The 20,166-nt window shown below is 67.7% G+C and carries 17 protein-coding genes; 14 read left to right on the forward strand and 3 right to left on the reverse strand.

Going from position 1 to position 20,166, the window contains the following annotated elements:
* Positions 1 to 25: 25 nt before the first annotated feature.
* Genes secD through AC5IG3_RS09560 form a run of 3 tightly spaced genes read left to right on the forward strand, consistent with a single transcriptional unit; the run spans position 26 to position 5,625 of the window.
* Complete coding sequence (secD, locus tag AC5IG3_RS09550; protein ID WP_491906064.1) at positions 26 to 1,930, forward strand: protein translocase subunit SecD; 1,905 nt, start codon at positions 26 to 28, stop codon at positions 1,928 to 1,930.
* Positions 1,931 to 1,967: 37 nt separating this feature from the next.
* Positions 1,968 to 3,011 carry a protein translocase subunit SecF gene (secF, locus tag AC5IG3_RS09555; RefSeq protein ID WP_491906065.1) on the forward strand — a complete coding sequence of 348 codons (1,044 nt, stop codon included), beginning with the start codon at positions 1,968 to 1,970 and terminating at the stop codon, positions 3,009 to 3,011.
* 22 nt (positions 3,012 to 3,033) lie between these two features.
* On the forward strand, positions 3,034 to 5,625 hold the full coding sequence (locus AC5IG3_RS09560; protein WP_491906066.1) for a DUF1631 family protein: 2,592 nt from the start codon (positions 3,034 to 3,036) through the stop codon (positions 5,623 to 5,625).
* Between the two features lie 36 nt (positions 5,626 to 5,661).
* Here AC5IG3_RS09560 and AC5IG3_RS09565 read toward each other — a convergent pair whose 3' ends face one another.
* Genes AC5IG3_RS09565 through AC5IG3_RS09575 form a run of 3 tightly spaced genes read right to left on the reverse strand, consistent with a single transcriptional unit; the run spans position 5,662 to position 8,531 of the window.
* Positions 5,662 to 6,114: a Smg family protein gene (locus AC5IG3_RS09565; protein WP_491906067.1), complete on the reverse strand. Its 453-nt coding sequence runs from the start codon at positions 6,112 to 6,114 to the stop codon at positions 5,662 to 5,664.
* A gap of 51 nt (positions 6,115 to 6,165) precedes the next feature.
* Complete coding sequence (gene dprA / locus AC5IG3_RS09570) at positions 6,166 to 7,332, reverse strand: DNA-processing protein DprA (RefSeq protein WP_491906068.1); 1,167 nt, start codon at positions 7,330 to 7,332, stop codon at positions 6,166 to 6,168.
* 17 nt (positions 7,333 to 7,349) lie between these two features.
* On the reverse strand, positions 7,350 to 8,531 hold the full coding sequence (locus AC5IG3_RS09575) for a LysM peptidoglycan-binding domain-containing protein (RefSeq protein ID WP_491906069.1): 1,182 nt from the start codon (positions 8,529 to 8,531) through the stop codon (positions 7,350 to 7,352).
* 140 nt (positions 8,532 to 8,671) lie between these two features.
* Between AC5IG3_RS09575 and def the strand changes: the two genes are divergently transcribed.
* The 11 genes from def (at position 8,672) to AC5IG3_RS09630 (ending at position 19,919) form a co-directional block, all read left to right on the forward strand.
* Positions 8,672 to 9,184: a peptide deformylase gene (gene def, locus AC5IG3_RS09580; RefSeq protein WP_491906070.1), complete on the forward strand. Its 513-nt coding sequence runs from the start codon at positions 8,672 to 8,674 to the stop codon at positions 9,182 to 9,184.
* Positions 9,185 to 9,189: 5 nt separating this feature from the next.
* On the forward strand, positions 9,190 to 10,164 hold the full coding sequence (gene fmt / locus AC5IG3_RS09585; RefSeq protein ID WP_491906772.1) for a methionyl-tRNA formyltransferase: 975 nt from the start codon (positions 9,190 to 9,192) through the stop codon (positions 10,162 to 10,164).
* Between the two features lie 79 nt (positions 10,165 to 10,243).
* Complete coding sequence (locus tag AC5IG3_RS09590) at positions 10,244 to 10,687, forward strand: hypothetical protein (RefSeq protein WP_491906071.1); 444 nt, start codon at positions 10,244 to 10,246, stop codon at positions 10,685 to 10,687.
* Positions 10,688 to 10,744: 57 nt separating this feature from the next.
* Positions 10,745 to 11,497 carry an AzlC family ABC transporter permease gene (locus AC5IG3_RS09595; protein ID WP_491906072.1) on the forward strand — a complete coding sequence of 251 codons (753 nt, stop codon included), beginning with the start codon at positions 10,745 to 10,747 and terminating at the stop codon, positions 11,495 to 11,497.
* Entirely contained in the window at positions 11,494 to 11,823 is a 330-nt protein-coding gene (locus AC5IG3_RS09600) for an AzlD domain-containing protein (RefSeq protein WP_491906073.1), read from the forward strand. Before AC5IG3_RS09595 ends, AC5IG3_RS09600 begins: the two co-directional genes overlap by 4 nt.
* Positions 11,824 to 11,871: 48 nt before the next feature.
* Positions 11,872 to 13,065, forward strand: coding sequence for a phosphoglycerate kinase (locus AC5IG3_RS09605; RefSeq protein ID WP_491906074.1), 1,194 nt, complete (start codon positions 11,872 to 11,874; stop codon positions 13,063 to 13,065).
* A 194-nt stretch (positions 13,066 to 13,259) separates the two neighbouring features.
* Complete coding sequence (locus AC5IG3_RS09610) at positions 13,260 to 15,569, forward strand: NADP-dependent malic enzyme (RefSeq protein ID WP_491906075.1); 2,310 nt, start codon at positions 13,260 to 13,262, stop codon at positions 15,567 to 15,569.
* A 169-nt stretch (positions 15,570 to 15,738) separates the two neighbouring features.
* The gene (pyk, locus tag AC5IG3_RS09615; RefSeq protein ID WP_491906076.1) at positions 15,739 to 17,172 is read left to right on the forward strand and encodes a pyruvate kinase; all 1,434 of its coding nucleotides are present in this window, start codon (positions 15,739 to 15,741) and stop codon (positions 17,170 to 17,172) included.
* Between the two features lie 189 nt (positions 17,173 to 17,361).
* Positions 17,362 to 18,426 (forward strand): class II fructose-bisphosphate aldolase, encoded by a 1,065-nt coding sequence (gene fba / locus AC5IG3_RS09620; protein WP_491906077.1) that lies wholly within the window; start codon positions 17,362 to 17,364, stop codon positions 18,424 to 18,426.
* A gap of 331 nt (positions 18,427 to 18,757) precedes the next feature.
* Complete coding sequence (locus AC5IG3_RS09625) at positions 18,758 to 19,660, forward strand: helix-turn-helix transcriptional regulator (RefSeq protein ID WP_491906078.1); 903 nt, start codon at positions 18,758 to 18,760, stop codon at positions 19,658 to 19,660.
* A 1-nt stretch (position 19,661) separates the two neighbouring features.
* Complete coding sequence (locus AC5IG3_RS09630) at positions 19,662 to 19,919, forward strand: hypothetical protein (protein WP_491906079.1); 258 nt, start codon at positions 19,662 to 19,664, stop codon at positions 19,917 to 19,919.
* The last annotated feature ends 247 nt before the right edge of the window (positions 19,920 to 20,166 follow it).

Below are 20,166 nucleotides of genomic sequence, written 5' to 3' on the forward strand. Positions count from 1 at the left end.
CCCTGTTCCCTAGGACGACCTGCCCATGAACCGCTACCCCTGGTGGAAGTACCTGATCCTCGCCGTTGCGGTGCTGGTGGGTCTGCTCTACACCCTGCCCAATTTCTTCGGCGAAGCGCCGGCCGTGCAGGTCTCCAGCGCGCGCGCCACCGTCAAGGTCACGTCCGACCTGCTGCCGCAGGTGCGCCAGGCGCTCGACGCCGCCGGCCTCAAGCCGGACTTCGTCCAGCTCGAAGGCATGTCGATCCGTGCCCGGCTGGGCGACACCGACACGCAGCTCAAGGCGCGTGACGCGATCATCAAGGCCCTCAACCCCGATGCGGCCAACCCCGACTACATCGTCGCGCTGAACCTGGTGTCGCGCTCGCCGCAGTGGCTGAGCGGACTGCACGCCATGCCGATGTACCTGGGCCTGGACCTGCGCGGTGGCGTGCACTTCCTGATGCAGGTCGACATGAAGGCGGCACTGACCAAGAAGGCCGAGTCGCTCACCGGCGACATGCGCAGCCTGCTGCGCGACAAGAACATCCGCCACGCCGGCATCAACCGCAACGGCGAGACCGTCGAGCTGCGCCTGCGCGACGCCGACGGCCAGACCCGCGCGCTGCAACTGCTCAACGAGCAGCTGCCCGACCTGCAATGGACGCCCGGCGCCGATGCCACCGAGTTCAAGCTGACCGGCACCCTCAAGCCCGTGGCCGCCCGCAAGGTGCAGGAACAGGCGGTGACGCAGAACATCAACACGCTGCACAACCGCATCAACGAACTCGGCGTGGCCGAGCCGGTGATCCAGCAGCAGGGCCTCGACCGCGTGGTCGTGCAACTGCCCGGCGTGCAGGACGTGGCCAAGGCCAAGGACATCATCGGCCGCACCGCGACGCTGGAAGTGCGCCTGGTCGACGACAGCACCGAGGCGCAGGCCGCAGTGACCGGCGCCGGCCCGGTGCCTTTCGGCACCGAGAAGTACAACGAGCGCGGCGGCCGCCCCATCATCGTCAAGCGCCAGGTGCTGCTGACCGGCGAGAACCTGACCGACGCGCAGGCCGGCTTCGACGACAACCAGCAGCCCGCCGTGCACCTGACGCTCGACGCCCGCGGCGCGCGGATCTTCCGCGACATCACGCGCGAGAGCATCGGCAAGCGCATGGCCATCCTGCTGTTCGAGAAGGGCAAGGGCGAGGTCGTGACCGCGCCGGTGATCCGCAGCGAAATCGGCGGCGGCCGGGTGCAGATCTCGGGCGCGATGACGCCCACCGAGTCGGCCGACACCGCGCTGCTGCTGCGCGCGGGCTCGCTGGCCGCGCCGATGGAGATCATCGAAGAGCGCCTGATCGGCCCCAGCCTGGGCGCCGAGAACATTGCCAAGGGCTTTGACAGCGTGCTGTACGGCTTCGTCGCCATCGCGGTGTTCATGTGCGCCTACTACCTGCTGTTCGGCGTGTTCTCGACCCTGTCGCTGGGCGTGAACCTGCTGCTGCTGGTGGCGATCTTGTCGATGATGCAGGCCACGCTGACGCTGCCGGGCATTGCCGCGATCGCGCTGGTGCTGGGCATGGCGATCGACGCCAACGTGCTGATCAACGAGCGCGTGCGCGAAGAGCTGCGCGCCGGTGCCTCGCCCCAGATGGCGATCCACGCCGGCTACGAGCGCGCGTTCGCCACCATCATGGACTCCAACGTCACGACGCTGATTGCCGGCGTGGCACTGCTGGCCTTCGGCTCCGGCCCGGTGCGCGGCTTCGCGGTGGTGCACTGCCTGGGCATCATGACGTCGATGTTCTCGGCGGTGTTCTTCTCGCGCGGGTTGGTCAACCTCTGGTACGGCCGCACCAAGAAGCTGCAGAAGGTCTCGATCGGCCAAGTGTGGCGTCCCGACGCCGGCGCCCCGACCGGCACGGCCGTGCAAACCCACGTGGGCGACCAGGCCTGAGCGCCGCCCGTCCCGCACCGTAGCAAGGACTCACATCATGGAATTCTTCCGCTTCCGGCGCGACATCCCGTTCATGCGGCATGCGCTGGCCTTCAACGTCATCTCCTTCCTGACCTTTGCGGCGGCGGTGTTCTTCCTGTTCTCGCGCGGGCTGCACCTGTCGATCGAGTTCACCGGCGGCACGGTGATCGAGACCACCTACGCGCAGAGCGCCGACATCGGCAAGATCCGCTCGACCGTCGAGGCCATGAACTTCGGCGAAGTGCAGGTGCAGAAGTTCGGCACCTCGCGCGACGTGCTGATCCGCCTGCCGCTGCGCGAGGGCGTCAAGCAGGCCGAGGTGGTCGGCCGGGTCTTCACGCAGCTGTGCGCGGCCGAGGGCGGCACGGTGGCGACCCAGCAGTTCACGACCGACAAGGGCGAGGCGATCAGCCGCCAGGTCTGCGAAGCCACCGTCGACGGCAAGAGCGCCGAACCGCTGCAGCTCTCGCGCAGCGAATTCGTCGGCCCGCAGGTCGGCAAGGAACTGGCGCAGGACGGCGCCAAGGCGCTGGCCTTCGTGGTGATCGGCATCATGATCTACCTCGCCATCCGCTTCGAGTGGAAGTTCGCGGTTGCGGCCATCATCGCCAACCTGCACGACGTGATCATCATCCTGGGCTTCTTCGCCTTCTTCCAGTGGGAGTTCTCGCTCTCGGTGCTGGCGGCGGTGCTGGCGGTGCTGGGTTATTCGGTCAACGAGTCGGTGGTGATCTTCGACCGCATCCGCGAGGCCTTCCGCCGCTACCGCAAGATGAGCACCACCGAGGTGATCGACCACGCCATCACCAGCACGATGAGCCGCACCATCATCACCCACGGCAGCACGCAGATGATGGTGCTGTCGATGCTGCTGTTCGGCGGCCCGACGCTGCATTACTTCGCGCTGGCGCTGACCATCGGCATCCTGTTCGGCATCTATTCCTCGGTGTTCGTGGCGGCAGCCATCGCGATGTGGCTCGGCGTCAAGCGCGAAGACCTCATCAGCGGCCCGCGCAAGGATCACGACCCGAATGATCCGAACGCAGGCGCCGTCGTCTGACGCGGGTGTAGAGTCCACGCACATGGCCTCCGCCGTTCACTCCCCAGCCCTGGCTGCGCAGGCGCGGCGTTTCTACTTCGAGTTGCTGCAACGCGAGTTGCCCACCGTCATCAAGGCCGTGGTCAACGATTCGCGCAACCTGATGACCCGCGTCGGCTCACCCGACCAGCTCAGCAAGCGCCGCGATCTGGTGCTTGATCTGCCGCGTCTGGCCAGCCCCTGGCACCAGGGCGTGCTGCAGGCGCTGCGGCTGGCGGTGTCGCCCCCGCCCGGTGGCGCACCGGTGTCCAAGGGCGGCATGGCCACCCGGCCGAGCGAGCTGGCACTGGTCGACGACGACACGATCGAGCTGGAGATCGTCGCCTCGCGCCTGGCGCTGTCGATGATGGACAAGGCCTCGTGGGAGTTCTCCGACCTGCGCTACCGCATGTCGGCGCTGGAGCGCCGCGAGGAGATGGAGCCCAACGACGTGCTGCGTCCGCACGTGCTGGCGCGCGCCGCCGTGGACGGCTGGCGCAGCGCCGGGCTGACGCTGGAGCACTGGCGCACCGCGCAGCCCATGCTGCACGAGGAATTTGCCGCGCTGGTGCATGAAGGCTTTCACGAGACCAACCGCTGGCTGATCAGCCAGAACGTCTGCGCCGAGGTCAACCTGCGGCCCTTCATCCGCCGCAGCCGCGACACCGGCGCCACGTCCGGCACCGGTGCAACCGCTCACCCGGCAGCAGGCACGGGCACGGCATCCGGGGCGTCAGGCGCCTCCGGCAGCACGGGCTCGCACCCGGCGGCAGGCGCGACACCGGCCGCCAAGCCACCGGCCGCCGGCCCGTCGCCGCGCTACCCGACGCCCACCGGCCTGAGCCACGAACAGCTGCACCCCACCGAGCAGAACGCCCACCAGTTCGCGCCGACCGAAGTCGCCGGCCTGCCGCCGTCACGGCCCTCAGCGGCCGGCAGCCGCAGGCCGCACGAGAACGCGGCCAGCACGCTGGGTTCGGGCGCCGGCACGCTGGGCATGCGCGCCGAGGTGCAGGAAGAGACCCGGCTCATGACGCGCTCGCCGGGCTTCATGCGCACCATGGAGCGCGCCGAGGCCGTGCTCGGCCGGCTCAACCGGCTGGTGGCCGGCCAGATTCCGGACTTCAGCAGCTCGACCGCCGCCCAGCCCCACGCGGCATCGCCCGGATTGCGCGCGGCCATCAACGAGGCGCAGAGCGCCGTGCGGCTGCGCTTCGACCCGCAGCAGACGGTGGCGCAATCGCGCCCCGGTGCCGCCGGTCTGGCCAGCGGCGTCGGGGCAGGCACCGGCGCCATCAACACGCCCGCGCTGCTGCAGGAGTTGCAGCAGCGCAAGCAGGCACTGAAGGACGCGGCCACCACGCCGGTCGAGCGCGCCACGATCGAGATCGTCGCGCTGATGTTCCAGAGCGTGCTGACCGAGGACCGCATTCCCGCCTCGGTGCGCGTCTGGTTTGCGCGCCTGCAGATGCCGGTGCTGCGCGTGGCCATCGTCGAGCCTGACTTCTTCGCCACCATCGACCACCCGGCGCGCAAGCTGATCGACCGCATGGGCGCCTGCGTGATGGGCTTCGAGGCCGGTGGCAACGCCGGCGTCAGCGAGCCGATGGAGAAGGAAATCAAGCGCGTGGTGCAGGTGGTCGAGGCCTACCCCGACACCGGCCGACGCGTCTTCCAGACCGTGCTGACCGAGTACGAACGCTTCCTCGACAACTACTTCAAGACCACCCACGCCGCCGGCAGCAAGGGCGTGAGCCTGGCGCAGCAGATCGAGCAGCGCGAAACGCTGGCGATCCAGTACACCATCGAGCTGCGCAAGATGCTCAACGAGGTGCCGGTGCACGAAGGCGTGCGCGAGTTCCTGTTCCACGTCTGGGCCGACGTGCTGGCGACCACCGCCGTCAAGTCCGGCCAGGCCACCGAGGCGACCAAGCTGATGCAGAAGGCCGCCGCCGACCTGATCTGGCTGGCCAGCGCCAAGGTCACGCGCGAGGAACGCTCCGAGGCCATCCGCCGCCTGCCGCCGCTGCTCAAGAAGCTGCGCGAGGGCATGGGCCTGGCCAACGTGCCGATCGAGAAGCAGAACGAGTACATCCAGGCGCTCAACAACTCGCTGCAGGCAGCGTTCTCGGCCCGCACCGCCACCATCCCGAGCGAGCGGCTCGACGAGCTGATGATGCAGCTGGAGACGCTCGAAGAAATGCTGCCCGACGCCGAAGGGCTGGAGATCGACGAATCGATGGTGCGCGACCTCTCGGGCGAGGGCAACAGCGATCTGGAAGTCATCGCCGAGGGCGGCTCCATGCCGACGCCGGCCATCCTGGCCTGGGCCAAGAACCTGCAGGTCGGCGCCTGGTTCAAGCTCGACTACCAGGGCCGCAACGAGCCGGTCCAGCTCGCCTGGCAGGGCATGCACAAGCAGTTCAGCGTGTTCGTGACGCCGCAAGGGCGCGGCATCATGTTCCAGAACCACCGCCTGGCGGCGTTTCTGCAGGCCGGCCTGCTGGTGCCGGTGGAAGAGGAATCGCTCACCGTGCGTGCCACGCGCGACGCGCTGGCCAAGCTCGACGCCGACCCGTCCCGCCTGTTGCATTGACAGGTCACACTGACCGGCCGCGCGGACCGTGCGCGGTCAGTGGATCAGGCGGTCTTCGACGTCGACGAACAGCTCGTCGAGGATGAGCGCGTCCGGCTCCTCGCCCAGGCTCCAGAACACCATCAGCACGATGATCTTGAGGTCTTCCAGCGGCACCGGTGCGCCGGGAATGGCCATGGCACGGTCGACCACGATCTCGCGCATCGGCGGCGGCAGCACGCCGGCGGATTCCAGGAAGCTGATGAAGGCGATCGAGGCCGTGCCGAGCTGGTCCTGCTCCGCGGGCGTGTAGACGCGCATGGCCTGGGCACTCTGCTCGCCGGTGTGGGAGTCGACCACGTCGGCCAGGCCGTCGAGCCAGGTCAGCGCGTCCTCGATCTCCTCGGTCTCGAAACCGATCGCGCTCAGCTTCTTGGACAGCTGCGCGTGGTCCGGGCAGGCGTCAGGGCGCCAGTAGTTTTCGTAGAGGTAGACAAGCACGTCGAACATCAAACCACTATACCCCAGGGCCTGTGCCGGCCCCGCCGCTGAAACAGGGGCTCAGGTGGTGGCCAGACGTGCAAAAACCTGCCCCGGCTGGCGGGTGACGAGGCCCGACAACTCCAGCTCCAGCAGGCGCACGCTCAACGCCGACGCGCCCCAGCCGGTGCGCACCTGCAGTACGTCGAGCGTGGCCGGGCTCCAGCCGAGCGCCTGCAGCACCGGGTCGGTGTAGCCATCCGGCGCATCGTCGGGTGACGAGTTATCCACAGCGGCAGGCGATGGTGCGGCTTCCGCCACAGGCGCCCGCCGCGCAGTCCGCAGCGGCACCACGGGCGTTGACGGCAAGGCCAGGTGCAGCTCTTCGAGCACGTCCTGCATGCTCTCGACCAGCTTGGCGCCCTGGCGGATCAGCGCGTGGCAGCCGCGCGACTGCGGGTTGTGGATCGAGCCGGGAATGGCGAAGACCTCGCGCCCGATCTCGGCGGCCAGTCGGGCGGTGATGAGCGAGCCGGACTGCAGCGTCGCCTCCACCACCAGCGTGCCGGCGCCCTGTGCCGCGATGATGCGGTTGCGCTGCGGAAAGTTCGGCGCCAGCGGTGGCGTACCCAGCGCGTATTCGCTCAACAGCAGGCCGTGCTCGCCCAGCCGCCGCGCCAGCGCCAGGTGGCTGCGCGGGTAGACGCGGTCCAGGCCGGTGCCGATCACGGCGATGCTGCTGCCGGGGCCGTCGAGTGCGCCTTCGTGCGCCGCGCCGTCAATGCCCAGCGCCAGCCCTGACACCACGGTGATGCCCTCGCGGCTGAGCGCAGTGGCAAAGCTGCGCGCGTTTTCCAGCCCCTGCGGCGTCGGGTTGCGGCTGCCAACCATCGCCACCGCCGGACGCTGCAGCAGGTCGAGTTGGCCGATGGCGTAGACCAGCAGCGGCGGGTCGGCCAGGTTCAGCCAGCGCTCGGGGTAGGCCGCGTCGCCCAGCGCCAGCAGGTGCCGCTGCGGTGCCTCGGCCTGCCATTGCTCGGTGCGCTCGACCAGGGCGGCGTGGCCTTCGGGCGGCATGTCGAGGCGCGCGGCCACGGCGGCATCGACCACCGCCGCCCGCGCTGCCCGGCTCGCGGCCAGCACCGTGGCCGGGCTGCCGAACGCCGCGAGCAGGCGCCGTGCGGTCAGCCGGCCGACACCGGGGGTTTCGAGCAGATGAAGCCAGGCGGCGAGTTCAGCGTGCTGCATCGCCCGGCCCTGGCCGTTCAGGGCTGGGAGTAGCGGTCGCCGGCCTGCACCGGCGTCAGCGCGGTCAGGATCAGCGCGTAGGACACGCGGTCGAAGACACGGAAGACGAACATCTGCCCGTTGGTCTCGTCGGGCAGGCGCACGGGCGTGCGGGCGAGGTCTTCGCGGTCGGTCACGCTCTGGCCGGCACGCCACAGCGCCAGCACGTGGCCGCGCTCGATGCCGTCCTGCTTGCCCCGGTTGATGGCGACGATCTGGTACTGGCCGGCGTTGCGGCCCTGGCCGTAGATCGACACCACCCGGCCGTCGACCGGGTTGGCCGGCGCGTGCGGCACGTAGGCGGCGTCGTCACGAGGCGGCGCGGCAGCCAGCCGGTCGCCCACGCCGGCTTCCTGGCGCAGCGCGGTCAGGTTGAAGGTGGCGGGCACGACCTCGTCGCGGCCCTGGGCGTCGGTGTTGGTCTGGCCGGGGCGCACGTATTCGGCGCTGCCAACGTGCACGGCCTCGTAGCCGAGCACCTCGTTCGTGACCGGGTCGTGCAGCGCGGTCGGGCGGCGGAAGATCTGCCAGTCGCGCCGGGGCGGCAACTCGCCGCGCACATAGGCCACGTCGCCCTTGCCCAGCAGCACGCGGCCTTCGCGGCCGGCGATGATGCGCGGCGCGCGCTCCAGCTCGTCGCTCTCCAGCACCACGGCCTCGTTCAGGAAGGGCTGGATCAGGTGCAGCGGCACGGCGCTGATCGGGCCGCGATCCAGCCCTTCGGTGCGGGCACGCGGCGCGAGCTTGAGCGTGCTGCCGCCCACCTCGCGCGCCAGTTCCAGCCGCGCCCGGCCGTCGACCTTGACCAGCACCAGCAGCTGGCCCGGGTAGATCAGGTGCGGGTTGCGGATCTGGTCGAGGTTCATGCCCCACAGCTCGGGCCAGCGCCACGGGCTGCGCAGGAAGATCTTGGAGATGTCCCACAGCGTGTCGCCGCGCTTGACGGTGTACGAATCAGGCGCGTTGGGCGCCAGCTCCGACAGCGGCACGCCCGCTTGCGCCACCTGGCGCGCAGTGCCGCGCTGGCCTTCGGTGACGGGATAATTGGGAGCAGCGTGCGCCGCAGGCCACGTCGTCGCCAGCAGGGCCAGACCGACGGCCCAGCCCGAGAGGCGGGGAGCGCGCAAAGCCAGGGCGCGGAGGCGGTGGCACAGGATCATGGGAACAACTCCGGTCTGGGCCCGCAAGGCCTCACCGGACCTGCGCGAAAATCGTTTTTAAATTCTGCCACCGTCCACAGCCTGCCAGCCCGCATTGTTTGCGCCCGGCAGGGGTCTTACTTTTACACGCCGCTTGCATCATGAGCTTGCTCAATATCCTTCGCTATCCCGACCCCCGCCTCAACAAAGTGGCCAAACCCGTGGCGGCGGTCGACGCCCGCATCCAGCGGCTGGTCGATGACATGTTCGACACCATGTACGAAGCGCGCGGCATCGGCCTGGCTGCCACCCAGGTCGACGTGCACGAGCGCGTGCTGGTCATCGACGTCTCCGAAGACCGCAGCGACCCGCTGGTGCTGATCAACCCGCGCATCGTGCAGGCCAGCGCCGAGTTCATCGTCGGCGACGAGGGCTGCCTGTCGGTGCCCAGCATCTACGACAAGGTCGAGCGCCACGCCCGCGTCACGGTCGAAGCCCTGGACCGCAACGGCCAGCCCTACCAGTTCGAGGCCGAGGAACTGCTCGCCGTCTGCGTGCAGCACGAGATGGACCACCTGCTGGGCAAGGTCTTCGTCGAATACCTGTCGCCGCTCAAGCGCAACCGCATCCGCAGCAAGCTGCTCAAGCGCGAACGCGACGGGGACGCGGATTGACCCCGCTGCGCATCGGCTTCGCCGGCACGCCGGAATTTGCGGCTGCGGCGCTCGCGCGCATCCTGGCCGCCGGCGACCGCCTGCCCTGCACCGTACCGCTGGTGCTGACCCAGCCGGATCGCCCGGCCGGCCGCGGCATGAAGCTGCAGCCCTCGCCGGTCAAGCAGACCGCGCTGGCCGCAGGCTGCCCGGTAGCACAGCCCACCAGCCTGCGGCTTGATGGCAAATACCCCGCTGAAGCCGCCGCCGCACAGGCCGCGCTGCAAGCCGCCGACCTGGACGTGCTGGTGGTCGCCGCCTACGGCCTGATCCTGCCGCAGTGGGTGCTGGACCTGCCGCGCCACGGCTGCCTCAACATCCACGCCTCGCTGCTGCCACGCTGGCGTGGGGCGGCGCCCATCCACCGCGCCATCGAGGCCGGCGATCTTGAGACCGGCATCACCCTCATGCAGATGGACGCCGGCCTGGACACCGGCGCGATGCTGCTGCGCGAGTCGCTGCCGATCGCGCCCGACGACCGCACCGCCACGCTGCACGACAAGCTCGCTGCGCTGGGTGCCGACATGATCGTCACCGCGCTCGCGCAACTCGGCACGCTGGCGGCCACGCCCCAGCCCGCTGAAGGCGTCACCTACGCGCACAAGATCGCCAAGGCCGAGGCACCGATCGCCTGGACGCTGCCGGCCGCCGAGATCGAACGCCGCGTGCGCGCCTTCGACCCGTTTCCCGGCGCGCACTTCGAGCTGGGCGGCGAGGCCGTCAAGCTCTGGAGCGCCCGCGTGGTGAATATCGATGTCCGGGCCGATGTCACCCACACCACGCCCGGCGAGGTGCTGAGCGCCACGCCTGAAGCCTGGGTGGTCGCCTGCGGCCAAGGCGCGCTGCAACTGCTGCAGGTGCAGCGCCCGGGCGGCAAGCGCCAGGGCGCGGCGGACTTTCTGCACGCCAAACCGGTGGCGGTGGGCACGCGGCTGGGCTGAATCAGCCCTCAAGTTCCGGCGGCGCGCGCCGATACAACGCTCAGAACCTGGTTTTTCAACCCTTCCGAGCCTGACCACCATGCGCGCCCGCCCCCTGCTGATTCTGTTGTCCGTCACCGCCCTGCTCACCGGCTGCGACGTGCTGGGCATCGAAACCGGCACGGCCACCGCCGCGCGCAAGGAAGCAGAGGGCAAGGCCACCGGCAGCGCCTGCCGCCACGCCATGCGTGCCATCGAGGACTGCTACACCCTCAACACCAAGGCGTCCAAGGCCGCGGTCTACGCCGGCTGGCTGGAAATGGACCAGTACATGCGCGACAACAAGATCGAAGGCGTCGTGCCCGTGATCCCGCGCAAGAGCCCCAAGCCGCCTGCAGCGGCCGCCTCCGCCGCCGAAGGCGAAGAGGCGCCCACCACCGCCAAGCCCGAGGCCCACGCCTCCGGCGAATCGGCCGACCCCGTCGAGAAGCCCGCCGCCGGCCACGCCGCTGCCAAGCCGGCACGCGCCGCCACGACCCACTGACGTGAACTGACGCAGCAGCGGGTCGTCCCCGGCGCAGGCCGATGGGACAATCGCCCGATGCCTCCGCCCGCCCCCACCCTCCGCCAGCGCTGGCGGCACCTGCGCCGCGATCCGCACTTCCTTCGCGGCCTGCAGGACATGCTGCCCATGCTGCCGGGCATCGCCGCCTGGGGGCTGGTCACCGGCGTGGCCATGGTCAAGAGCGGCCTGAGCGTGCCGCTGGCGCTGCTGATGAGCCTGATCGTGTTTGCCGGCAGCTCGCAGCTGGCCTCGCTGCCACTGATCGCCGCCCACGCGCCGGCCTGGGTGATCTGGCTCACCGCCTTCGTCGTCAACCTGCGCTTCGTGATCTACAGCGTGCAGTGGCGCGCCTACTTCGGCGGCCAGCCGCGCCACCGGCGCGTGCTGCTGAGCTACCTGGCCGCCGACATGAACCTGGCGATGTTCACCCACGCCTGGCCCGAACCCAGGCCGCAGGCCGGCCAGCTGCAATACCTGATCGGCGGCATCGTCGTGCTGTGGCTGGGCTGGCAGGTGCCGTCGGTGGCTGGCATCGTGCTGGCCGACGCCGTGCCGCCCGCCTGGGGCCTGGGATTTGCCGGTACGCTGGCGCTGCTGGGGCTGACCTGCTCACTGCTGGTCAACCGCGCCACCTGGGTCAGCGCTGCAGTGGCGTCGCTCGCGGCAGTGGCGGCGTTTGCACTGCCGTACAAGCTCAACATCGTCGTCGCGGTGGCTGCGGCCGTGGCCGCCGGGCTGATGATGGAGAGCGTCGCCCGGCAGCGCTCGGCCCCGGAGTCGGCCCCATGAGCGAGTTGGAAACCGCCCTCGTCATCGTCGGCCTGGCGCTCATCACCGTGCTGACGCGCAGTTTCTTCCTGCTGCCCAACCGCGACTGGCCGCTGCCCGCCTGGGTCAAGCGGGCGTTGCAATACGCGCCGCTGGCCGCGCTGGCCGCGATTGTGGTTCCCGATGTGTTCTTGACCCAGGGCCGGCTGCTGCAGACACTCGCCGACGCACGTCTGGCCGGCGCCGTGGCCGCTGCGGCCTACTTCTTCTGGCAGCGCGGCATTCTGGGCACCATCGTGGTCGGCATGCTGGTGTTTCTGCCGCTGCGCATCGGCCTGGGCTGGTGAGCCGCCCTCTTTTCTTTCCCTTTTCTTGACTGCACTGGAACGATACCCATGAAGATTCTTCGCCTCCAAGACCTCATCGCCGCCGGCCAGGTGGCGGGCCAGCGTGTGTTCATCCGCGCCGACCTCAACGTGCCGCAGGACGACGCCGGCGCCATCACCGAAGACACCCGCATCCGCGCCAGCATTCCGTGCATCGAGATGGCGCTGAAGGCCGGCGCCGCCGTGATGGTCACCAGCCACCTGGGCCGCCCGACCGAAGGCGAGTTCAAGCCCGCCGACAGCCTGGCGCCGGTCGCCAAGCGCATGGGCGAACTGATGGGCCGCGAGATCCCGGTCGTCGCCCACTGGGTGGATGGCGTCACGGTCGAGCCCGGCCAGCTGGTGATGCTGGAGAACTGCCGCCTCAACAAGGGCGAGAAGAAGAACAACGAAGAACTCGCCAAGAAGATGGCCGCGCTGTGCGACATCTTCGTCAACGACGCCTTCGGCACCGCCCACCGCGCCGAGGGCACGACCTACGGCATCGCCCAGTTCGCGCCCGTGGCCTGCGCCGGCCCGCTGCTGTCGGCCGAGATCGACGCCATCAGCAAGGCCCTGGCGCACCCGAAGCGCCCGCTGGTCGCCATCGTCGCCGGCAGCAAGGTCAGCACCAAGCTGACCATCCTGAAGGCGCTGTCGGCCAACGTCGACGGCCTGATCGTCGGCGGCGGCATCGCCAACACCTTCCTGCTGGCCGCCGGCCTGAAGATCGGCAAGAGCCTGGCCGAGCCGGACCTGGTCGGTGAAGCCCGCGCCGTGATCGACGCCATGAAGGCCCGTGGCGCGGCCGTGCCGATCCCCGTCGACGTGGTCTGCGCCAAGACTTTCTCGCCCACGGCTGAAGCCACCGTCAAGGCCGCCACCGACGTGGCCGACGACGACCTGATCCTCGACATCGGCCCGCAGACCGCCGCCATCCTGGCCGCGCAGCTGAAGGCGGCCGGCACCATCGTCTGGAACGGCCCGGTCGGCGTGTTCGAGTTCGACGCCTTCGCCCACGGCACCGAAACCGTCGCCCGCGCGATTGCCGACAGCGACGCCTTCAGCATCGCCGGCGGCGGCGACACGCTGGCAGCGATTGCCAAGTACGGTATCGAAAAGGACGTGGGCTACATCTCCACCGGCGGCGGCGCCTTCCTGGAGGTGCTCGAAGGCAAGACGCTGCCGGCGTTCGAGATTCTGGAGAAGCGCGCGGCGGGTTGATCGCCGTCTGACACCAACCTGACGTCATGCCACTTGTGCATGACACCCCGGCCTCCCGTTCATGAAACCGGGGTTTTCAAGCTGGGCGCGTATTTCCCGCAACAGTGGGCCTGTACCCGGGCTGTAATCTTCGCGACCCGCACTGTGGACACCGCAGTGCGCGTCACGAATAACTGCCCAGGAGCATCCCCCGCATGTCTGCCCCCCTCACCCCCGCCGAACAGGCTTTGCGCGACGCCGCGCTGGAATACCACCGCTCGCCGGTGCGCGGCAAGATTGCCGTCACGCCGCTCAAGCCGCTGATGAACCAGCGCGACCTGTCGCTGGCGTACTCGCCCGGCGTGGCCTATGCCTGCCTGGCGATTGAAGAAGACCCGGCGTTGGCGGTGGAGTACACCTCGCGCGCCAACCTGGTCGGCGTGGTCACCAACGGCACCGCCGTGCTCGGCCTGGGCAACATCGGCCCGCTGGCCAGCAAGCCGGTGATGGAGGGCAAGGGCTGCCTGTTCAAGAAATTTGCCGGCATCGACGTGTTCGACATCGAGCTGGCCGAGAACGATCCGGACAAGCTGGTCGACATCATCGCGGCGCTGGAGCCCACGCTGGGCGGCATCAACCTCGAGGACATCAAGGCGCCCGAGTGCTTCTACATCGAGAAGAAGCTGCGCGAGCGCATGAAGATCCCCGTCTTCCATGACGACCAGCACGGCACGGCCATCATCTCGGGCGCGGCGCTGCTCAACGGCCTGGAGCTGGTGGGCAAGCCCATCGGCGACATCAAGCTGGTGGTGTCGGGCGCCGGTGCGGCGGCGATTGCCTGCCTGGACCTGATGGTCGGCCTGGGCGTGGCCATCGGCAACATCTTCGTCTGCGACTCCAAGGGCGTGATCCGCGCCGGCCGGGCCGACGTGGAAGCGGGCAAGCTCGACGAGTCCAAGCAACGCTACTGCCAGAAGACTGCCGACGTGACGCTGGCGGACGCGATCCGCGGCGCGGATGTGTTCCTGGGCTGCTCGGCCGCCGGCGTGCTGACCACCGCGATGGTCGCCACCATGGCCGACCAGCCCATCATCCTGGCGCTGGCCAACCCGGAACCCGAGATCCGCCCCGAGCTGGCGCGCGCGGCCAAGCCGGACTGCATCATCGCCACCGGCCGCTCGGACTACCCGAACCAGGTCAACAACGTCCTGTGCTTCCCGTACATCTTCCGAGGTGCGCTGGACTGTGGCGCCACCACCATCACCGAGGCGATGAAGCTGGCCTGCGTGCGCGAGATCGCCGCGCTGGCCAAGGAAGAAACCAGCGACGAAGTGGCCGCCGCCTACGCCGGCCAGGAGCTGAAGTTCGGCCCCGAGTACCTGATTCCCAAGCCGTTCGATGCCCGCCTGATCCTGCGCATCGCGCCCGCCGTGGCCCAGGCCGCGGCCGAATCCGGCGTGGCCACCCGCCCGATCACCGACCTGGACGCCTACCGCGAGTCGCTGACCCGCTACGTCTACCAGACCGGCATGTTCATGCGCCCGGTGTTTGCCGCCGCCAAGCGCGCCCCCGCCCGCGTGGTCTACGCCGAGGGTGAAGACGAGCGCGTGCTGCGCGCCGTGCAGGCGGTGCTGGCCGAAGGCCTGGCCAAGCCGATCCTGGTCGGCCGCCCGGCGGTGATCGAGATGCGCATCGACCGCGCCGGCCTGCGCCTGAAGCCGGGCGTGGACTTCGAGGTGGTCAACCCCGAGGACGATCCGCGCTTCCGCGCCTGCTGGGAGGACTACCACCGCATCATGGGCCGCGACGGCGTCTCGGTGGAGGCGGCCAAGGCGGCGGTGCGGCGCTCGACCACGCTGATCTCGGCCCTGCTGCTCAAGCGCGGCGACGCCGACGCGATGCTGTGCGGCCTGCACGGCCGCTATGACAGCCACTTCGAGCACGTCCAGGCCGTCATCGGCGCGCGCGCCGGCACCAAGGTGATGGCCACCATGAACGCGCTGATGCTGGAGGAGCACAACCTCTTCATCACCGACACCTTCATCAACGAGCAGCCCAGCGCCGAGGAACTGGCCGAGATCGCCCAGATGGCGGCCGAGGAAGTGCGCCGCTTCGGCGTGCCGCCCAAGGTGGCGTTCCTGTCGCACTCGATGTACGGCTCGTCCAGCCGCGCCTCGGCCAAGCGCATGCGCGCGGCGCGCGACCTGTTCGTGGCCCGCAACCCCGACATCGAGTGCGACGGCGAACTGCACGGCGACGCGGCCCTGTCGGAGAAGATCCGCACCGCCGTGCTGCCCGAGAGCACGCTCACCGGCGCCGCCAACGTGCTGGTGCTGCCCAACATCGACGCGGCCAACATCCTGTTCAACGTGCTCAAGGTCACGTCGGGCAAGGGCGTCACGGTCGGGCCGATGCTGCTGGGCGCGGCCGCACCGGTGCACATCCTGACGCCGTCGGCCACCATGCGCCGGGTGGTCAACATGACCGCGCTGGCGGTGGCGGACGCGGCGGCCACGCGCCGCTGACCGGCCCTCAGGCAGCGATCAAGGCGGGGGCGTCGCGCGCTACGGGTTGTTTCGTAACTGCGCTGTTCCCCCTGAGGCAGATAATCCGGCGCCCGCCCTGCAACATCGTTGCAACCTGGCCCTGACTGGGGCCTGACGCGGGCGCCTTATCAATCCAGGAGAGCACCGCATGCCCCGCCATACCAAGATCGTCGCCACCCTCGGCCCTGCTTCCTCGGACCCGGCGGTGCTGGAACGCATGATCCGCGCCGGTGTCGACGTGGTGCGGCTGAACTTCAGCCACGGCAAGGCCCAGGACCACATCGACCGCGCCAACCTCGTGCGCGAAGTGGCGCGCAAGGTCGGCAAGCCGGTCGCCATCATGGCTGACCTGCAGGGCCCCAAGATCCGCGTCGGCAAGTTCGCCGAAGGCCGTGTCATGCTGGAGAACGGCACGCACTTCGTGCTGGACGCCGCGCGCACCGAGCTGGGCGACCTGAGCGGCGTCGGCCTCGACTACAAGGAACTGCCGCGCGACGTCAAACCCGGCGACACGCTGCTGCTCAACGACGGCCTGATCGTGCTGACGGTCGACGCCGTGCGCGGCGAGGAAGTCCACACCCTCGTCAAGGTCGGCGGCGAGCTGTCCAACAACAAGGGCATCAACAAGCAGGGCGGCGGTCTGACCGCGCCGGCCCTGACCGCCAAGGACATGGACGACATCAAGACCGCGATGTCCTTCCAGTGCGAATACCTGGCCGTGTCGTTCCCGAAGAACGCCACCGACATGGAAATGGCGCGCCAGCTGGCCAACGTGGCCGGCGAGCCGTGGCGCCACAAGCCCGGCATGATCGCCAAGATCGAGCGCAGCGAGGCGATTCCGCTGCTCGACTCGATCCTGAAGGCCAGCGACGGCATCATGGTCGCGCGGGGCGACCTGGCGGTCGAGGTCGGCAACGCCGCAGTGCCGGCGCTGCAGAAACGCATGATCCGCATGGCGCGTGCGCTCGACAAGATCACCATCACCGCCACGCAGATGATGGAGTCGATGATCCTGGCGCCGGTGCCCACCCGTGCTGAAGTGTCCGACGTGGCCAACGCCGTGCTCGACGGCACCGACGCCGTCATGCTGTCGGCCGAAACCGCCGCCGGCAAGTATCCGGTCGAGACCGTCGAGCAGATGGCCGCCATCGCCATGGCCGCCGAAGCGGCCGAAGAACTGCGTCTGGACGCCGACTTCACCAGCAAGAAGGTCGTGCGCATCGACCAGTCGATCGCCATGGGCGCGCTGTTCACGGCGCACCACCTGGGCTGCAAAGCCATCCTGGCGCTGACCGAGTCCGGCTCGACCGCGCTGTGGATGAGCCGCTACCAGATCGACGTGCCGATCTACGCGCTGACCACGCAGGCGCTGTCCGAGCGTCGCATGGCGCTCTACCGCAACGTGCGCCCGGTGCTGATGGCCAAGTTCGATGACCGCGACACCGCGCTGGCCGCCGCCGAAAAGCTGCTGGTCGACTCCGGCGCGCTCAAGCCGGGCGACACCTACGCCATCACCTGCGGCGAGCCGATGGGCTATCCGGGCGGCACCAACATGCTCAAGGTCTGCCGTGTCGGAGGTTGATGCAAGTCTGTAACTCAGATGCAATACGCCTGAATAAGGGAGTCGGCGTCAGCCAACAGCCCTTCGGAGAACCCTAGAATCCGTGGAGTTACAACGCGGTTTCATCTCATCTGGCCTGACGGCAGGGCAGCGAAGGAGGGTGATGAACCGCGTGCACCGGATTCATTCACTCTCCTCTGAGGTTCTCCCATGGCTCTCGTCTCGATGCGACAACTGCTGGACCACGCAGCCGAATACGGCTACGGCATCCCGGCCTTCAACGTCAACAACCTCGAACAGGTCCAGGCCGTGATGGCCGCTGCCGACGAGGTTGGCGCGCCCGTCATCCTTCAGGCCAGCGCCGGCGCCCGCAAATACGCTGGCGAGCCCTTCATCAAGCACCTGATCCAGGCCGCCGCCGAAGCCTATCCGCACATCCCGCTGGTCATGCACCAGGACCACGGCACCAGCCCCAAGGTCTGCCAGGGCGCGATCGACCTCGGCTTCGGCTCGGTGATGATGGACGGCTCGCTGCGCGAAGACGGCAAGACGCCGGCTTCGTTCGACTACAACGTCGAAGTGACCCGCAAAGTGGTCGATATGGCCCACAAGGTCGGCGTCACCGTCGAAGGCGAACTGGGCTGCCTGGGCAACCTGGAAACCGGTGAAGCCGGCGAGGAAGACGGCATCGGCGCCGAAGGCAAGCTCGATCACAGCCAGATGCTGACCGATCCGGAAGAGGCCGCCATCTTCGTTCAGGCCACCCAGCTCGACGCACTGGCGATTGCCATCGGCACCAGCCACGGCGCCTACAAGTTCACCCGCAAGCCCACCGGCGACATCCTGGCGATCTACCGCGTCAAGGAAATCCACGCCCGCCTGCCCAACACCCACCTGGTGATGCACGGCTCGTCGAGCGTGCCGCAAGACTTGCTGGCCATCATCAACCAGTACGGCGGCCAGATGAAACAGACCTACGGCGTGCCGGTCGAGGAAATCCAGGAAGCCATCAAGCACGGCGTGCGCAAGATCAACGTCGACACCGACATCCGCCTGGCCATGACCGGCGCGGTGCGCAAGTTCATGTTCGAGAACCCCGACAAGTTCGACGCCCGCGAGTGGCTCAAGCCCGCCCGCGCCGCCGCCCAGGCGATCTGCAAGCAGCGCTACCTGGAGTTCGGCTGCGAAGGCCAGGGCAGCCGCATCCAGGGCCTGCCACTGACGGTGATCGCCCAGAAGTACGCCAGCGGCGAGCTGGCGCAGCGGGTGCGGTAAGACCACGCGACACCGCGACGCCTGCGCGTCGCCCACCCAGAAAAAGCCGACCGCCGCGTCGGCTTTTTTCTTGCCCAGCCGGTACGAACGCACGAACACACACCAGTCCCGGCCCGTCAACTAGACGCATATCAAGTCGCGGCGCGACCGTCCGTGACTTATTTAACGAATCAAAAGCCCCTACGACACCACCTGTCGTGATCGCTGTTTACTCTCCAGCATTGAAAAATTCAGCAAATGTCTGGCACCCAAAAAAATAACACAGGGCCAGATTTCGTCACCTTGTGTTGATTCTTGAACCTGCGTTCGGGGTTTCCCGCGCGGACGACTCATGCCTATTCGCGCCGATCACGACACGCTCGCCTATCGACTGACGCAGATACTCGTCCGACTCAACCAGGGCGACAAGCTGGAGCCGCACGCGCTGGCGCAAGAGTTCAACGTCAGCCTGCGCACCATCCAGCGCGACCTGAGCGACCGCTTCGCCTACCTGCCGCTGGAGAAATCCGACGGCAACTACTGGCTCGAACCCCGCTACCTGGGGAAACTCCACTACCACGACTTGGAAAGATTCGCCTGCCTCGCCGGCATTCAGCGCCTGTACCCTGCACTGAGCAACGACTTCCTGCGCGACCTGCTCGACAGCCGCATCGAATCGGCCCTGCTGGTCAAAGGCCACCATTACGAAGAACTGGGCGACAAGACCCACCTCTTCAAACAGATTGAACAGGCCATTCTGAGCCGTCAGAAAATCTGCTTCAGCTACCAGAAAAAAGAAGCCGTCAAAAGCTACACCGACGCCGAGCCCTACAAGCTCATCAACCACAGCGGCGTCTGGTATCTGGCCTGCATGGATGACGGAAAACTCAAGGCCTACACCTTCAGCAAGATGGACCGCCTGGTGCTGACCGGCAGCACCTTCGAGCGCTCGCCGCACATCGAGCAGTTGCTGCTCGACGAAGACAGCATCTGGCTCAACGAGAAAAAAACCGAAATCGTCCTGAAAGTCGCCAAGGAAGCCGCCGGCTATTTCCGCCGCCGCAAACTCATCGCCGGCCAGGTGATCGAGAAGGAACTGGCAGACGGTGGCATCCTCGTCTCCGGCAAAGTCGCCCACCCCGACCAGATCCGGCCCATCGTGCGCTACTGGATCCCCAACGTCCGCATCATCAGCCCGGAAGGCCTGCAGGCCGAAGTGGATGCGCAACTGACCAACTATCTGGAGGCACGTTGAAATGGGTTATGCACTTTTGATGCTGCTTGGCGGCGGCGTGATGTGGCTGCTCTTTCTGGGTATTCAACTCATCGCCTTGAGCTTCATCTTCACCATCGGACTGGCCATCGCCGCCATCTTCATCATCTACAGCCTGTGCTTCCTCGGGCTTTATTTCATCCTGGGTGAAGCCAACACGGGCTGGGCCATTTTCGGCGCAATGGGACTGGGGACGATGTTGCTTTCGATCATCAGGAAGCAGATTCCGGATTCCGACTGAATCCATCCAATAGAGTAAATCGATATGCCAGTTCGCCCCGTTCATCGATTCATGAAATTCACGTGTCCGACTTGTCAGTGGACGACAACGATTGAGCAGCGCAGCGATGTATTTTTTGGACCTATAAAATGTACGCGTTGCGGGAGCAAGCTGAACAGAGAGAAAATTGGAAGAATTGAATTTATTCGATCTAAATTTTTTAATACATAACCATCAGTCAATCACAAGGGCCAGCAACTAATAAAAT

Origin of the sequence: Leptothrix sp. (in: b-proteobacteria) (assembly GCF_965250675.1) — a bacterium.
Lineage (GTDB): Bacteria > Pseudomonadota > Gammaproteobacteria > Burkholderiales > Burkholderiaceae_C > Sphaerotilus.

Bases quoted from the DNA above. Each gene is read 5' to 3' on its own strand.
- AC5IG3_RS09625 (WP_491906078.1), top strand. From the start codon at position 18,758: ATGCCTATTCGCGCCGATCACGACACGCTCGCCTATCGACTGACGCAG.
- secF (WP_491906065.1), top strand. From the start codon at position 1,968: ATGGAATTCTTCCGCTTCCGGCGCGACATCCCGTTCATGCGGCATGCG.
- fba (WP_491906077.1), top strand. From the start codon at position 17,362: ATGGCTCTCGTCTCGATGCGACAACTGCTGGACCACGCAGCCGAATAC.
- AC5IG3_RS09600 (WP_491906073.1), top strand. From the start codon at position 11,494: ATGAGCGAGTTGGAAACCGCCCTCGTCATCGTCGGCCTGGCGCTCATC.
- pyk (WP_491906076.1), top strand. From the start codon at position 15,739: ATGCCCCGCCATACCAAGATCGTCGCCACCCTCGGCCCTGCTTCCTCG.
- AC5IG3_RS09565 (WP_491906067.1), bottom strand. From the start codon at position 6,114: ATGTTCGACGTGCTTGTCTACCTCTACGAAAACTACTGGCGCCCTGAC.
- AC5IG3_RS09605 (WP_491906074.1), top strand. From the start codon at position 11,872: ATGAAGATTCTTCGCCTCCAAGACCTCATCGCCGCCGGCCAGGTGGCG.
- AC5IG3_RS09590 (WP_491906071.1), top strand. From the start codon at position 10,244: ATGCGCGCCCGCCCCCTGCTGATTCTGTTGTCCGTCACCGCCCTGCTC.
- def (WP_491906070.1), top strand. From the start codon at position 8,672: ATGAGCTTGCTCAATATCCTTCGCTATCCCGACCCCCGCCTCAACAAA.
- dprA (WP_491906068.1), bottom strand. From the start codon at position 7,332: ATGCAGCACGCTGAACTCGCCGCCTGGCTTCATCTGCTCGAAACCCCC.
- AC5IG3_RS09630 (WP_491906079.1), top strand. From the start codon at position 19,662: ATGGGTTATGCACTTTTGATGCTGCTTGGCGGCGGCGTGATGTGGCTG.
- AC5IG3_RS09575 (WP_491906069.1), bottom strand. From the start codon at position 8,531: ATGATCCTGTGCCACCGCCTCCGCGCCCTGGCTTTGCGCGCTCCCCGC.
- AC5IG3_RS09595 (WP_491906072.1), top strand. From the start codon at position 10,745: ATGCCTCCGCCCGCCCCCACCCTCCGCCAGCGCTGGCGGCACCTGCGC.
- secD (WP_491906064.1), top strand. From the start codon at position 26: ATGAACCGCTACCCCTGGTGGAAGTACCTGATCCTCGCCGTTGCGGTG.
- AC5IG3_RS09560 (WP_491906066.1), top strand. From the start codon at position 3,034: ATGGCCTCCGCCGTTCACTCCCCAGCCCTGGCTGCGCAGGCGCGGCGT.
- AC5IG3_RS09610 (WP_491906075.1), top strand. From the start codon at position 13,260: ATGTCTGCCCCCCTCACCCCCGCCGAACAGGCTTTGCGCGACGCCGCG.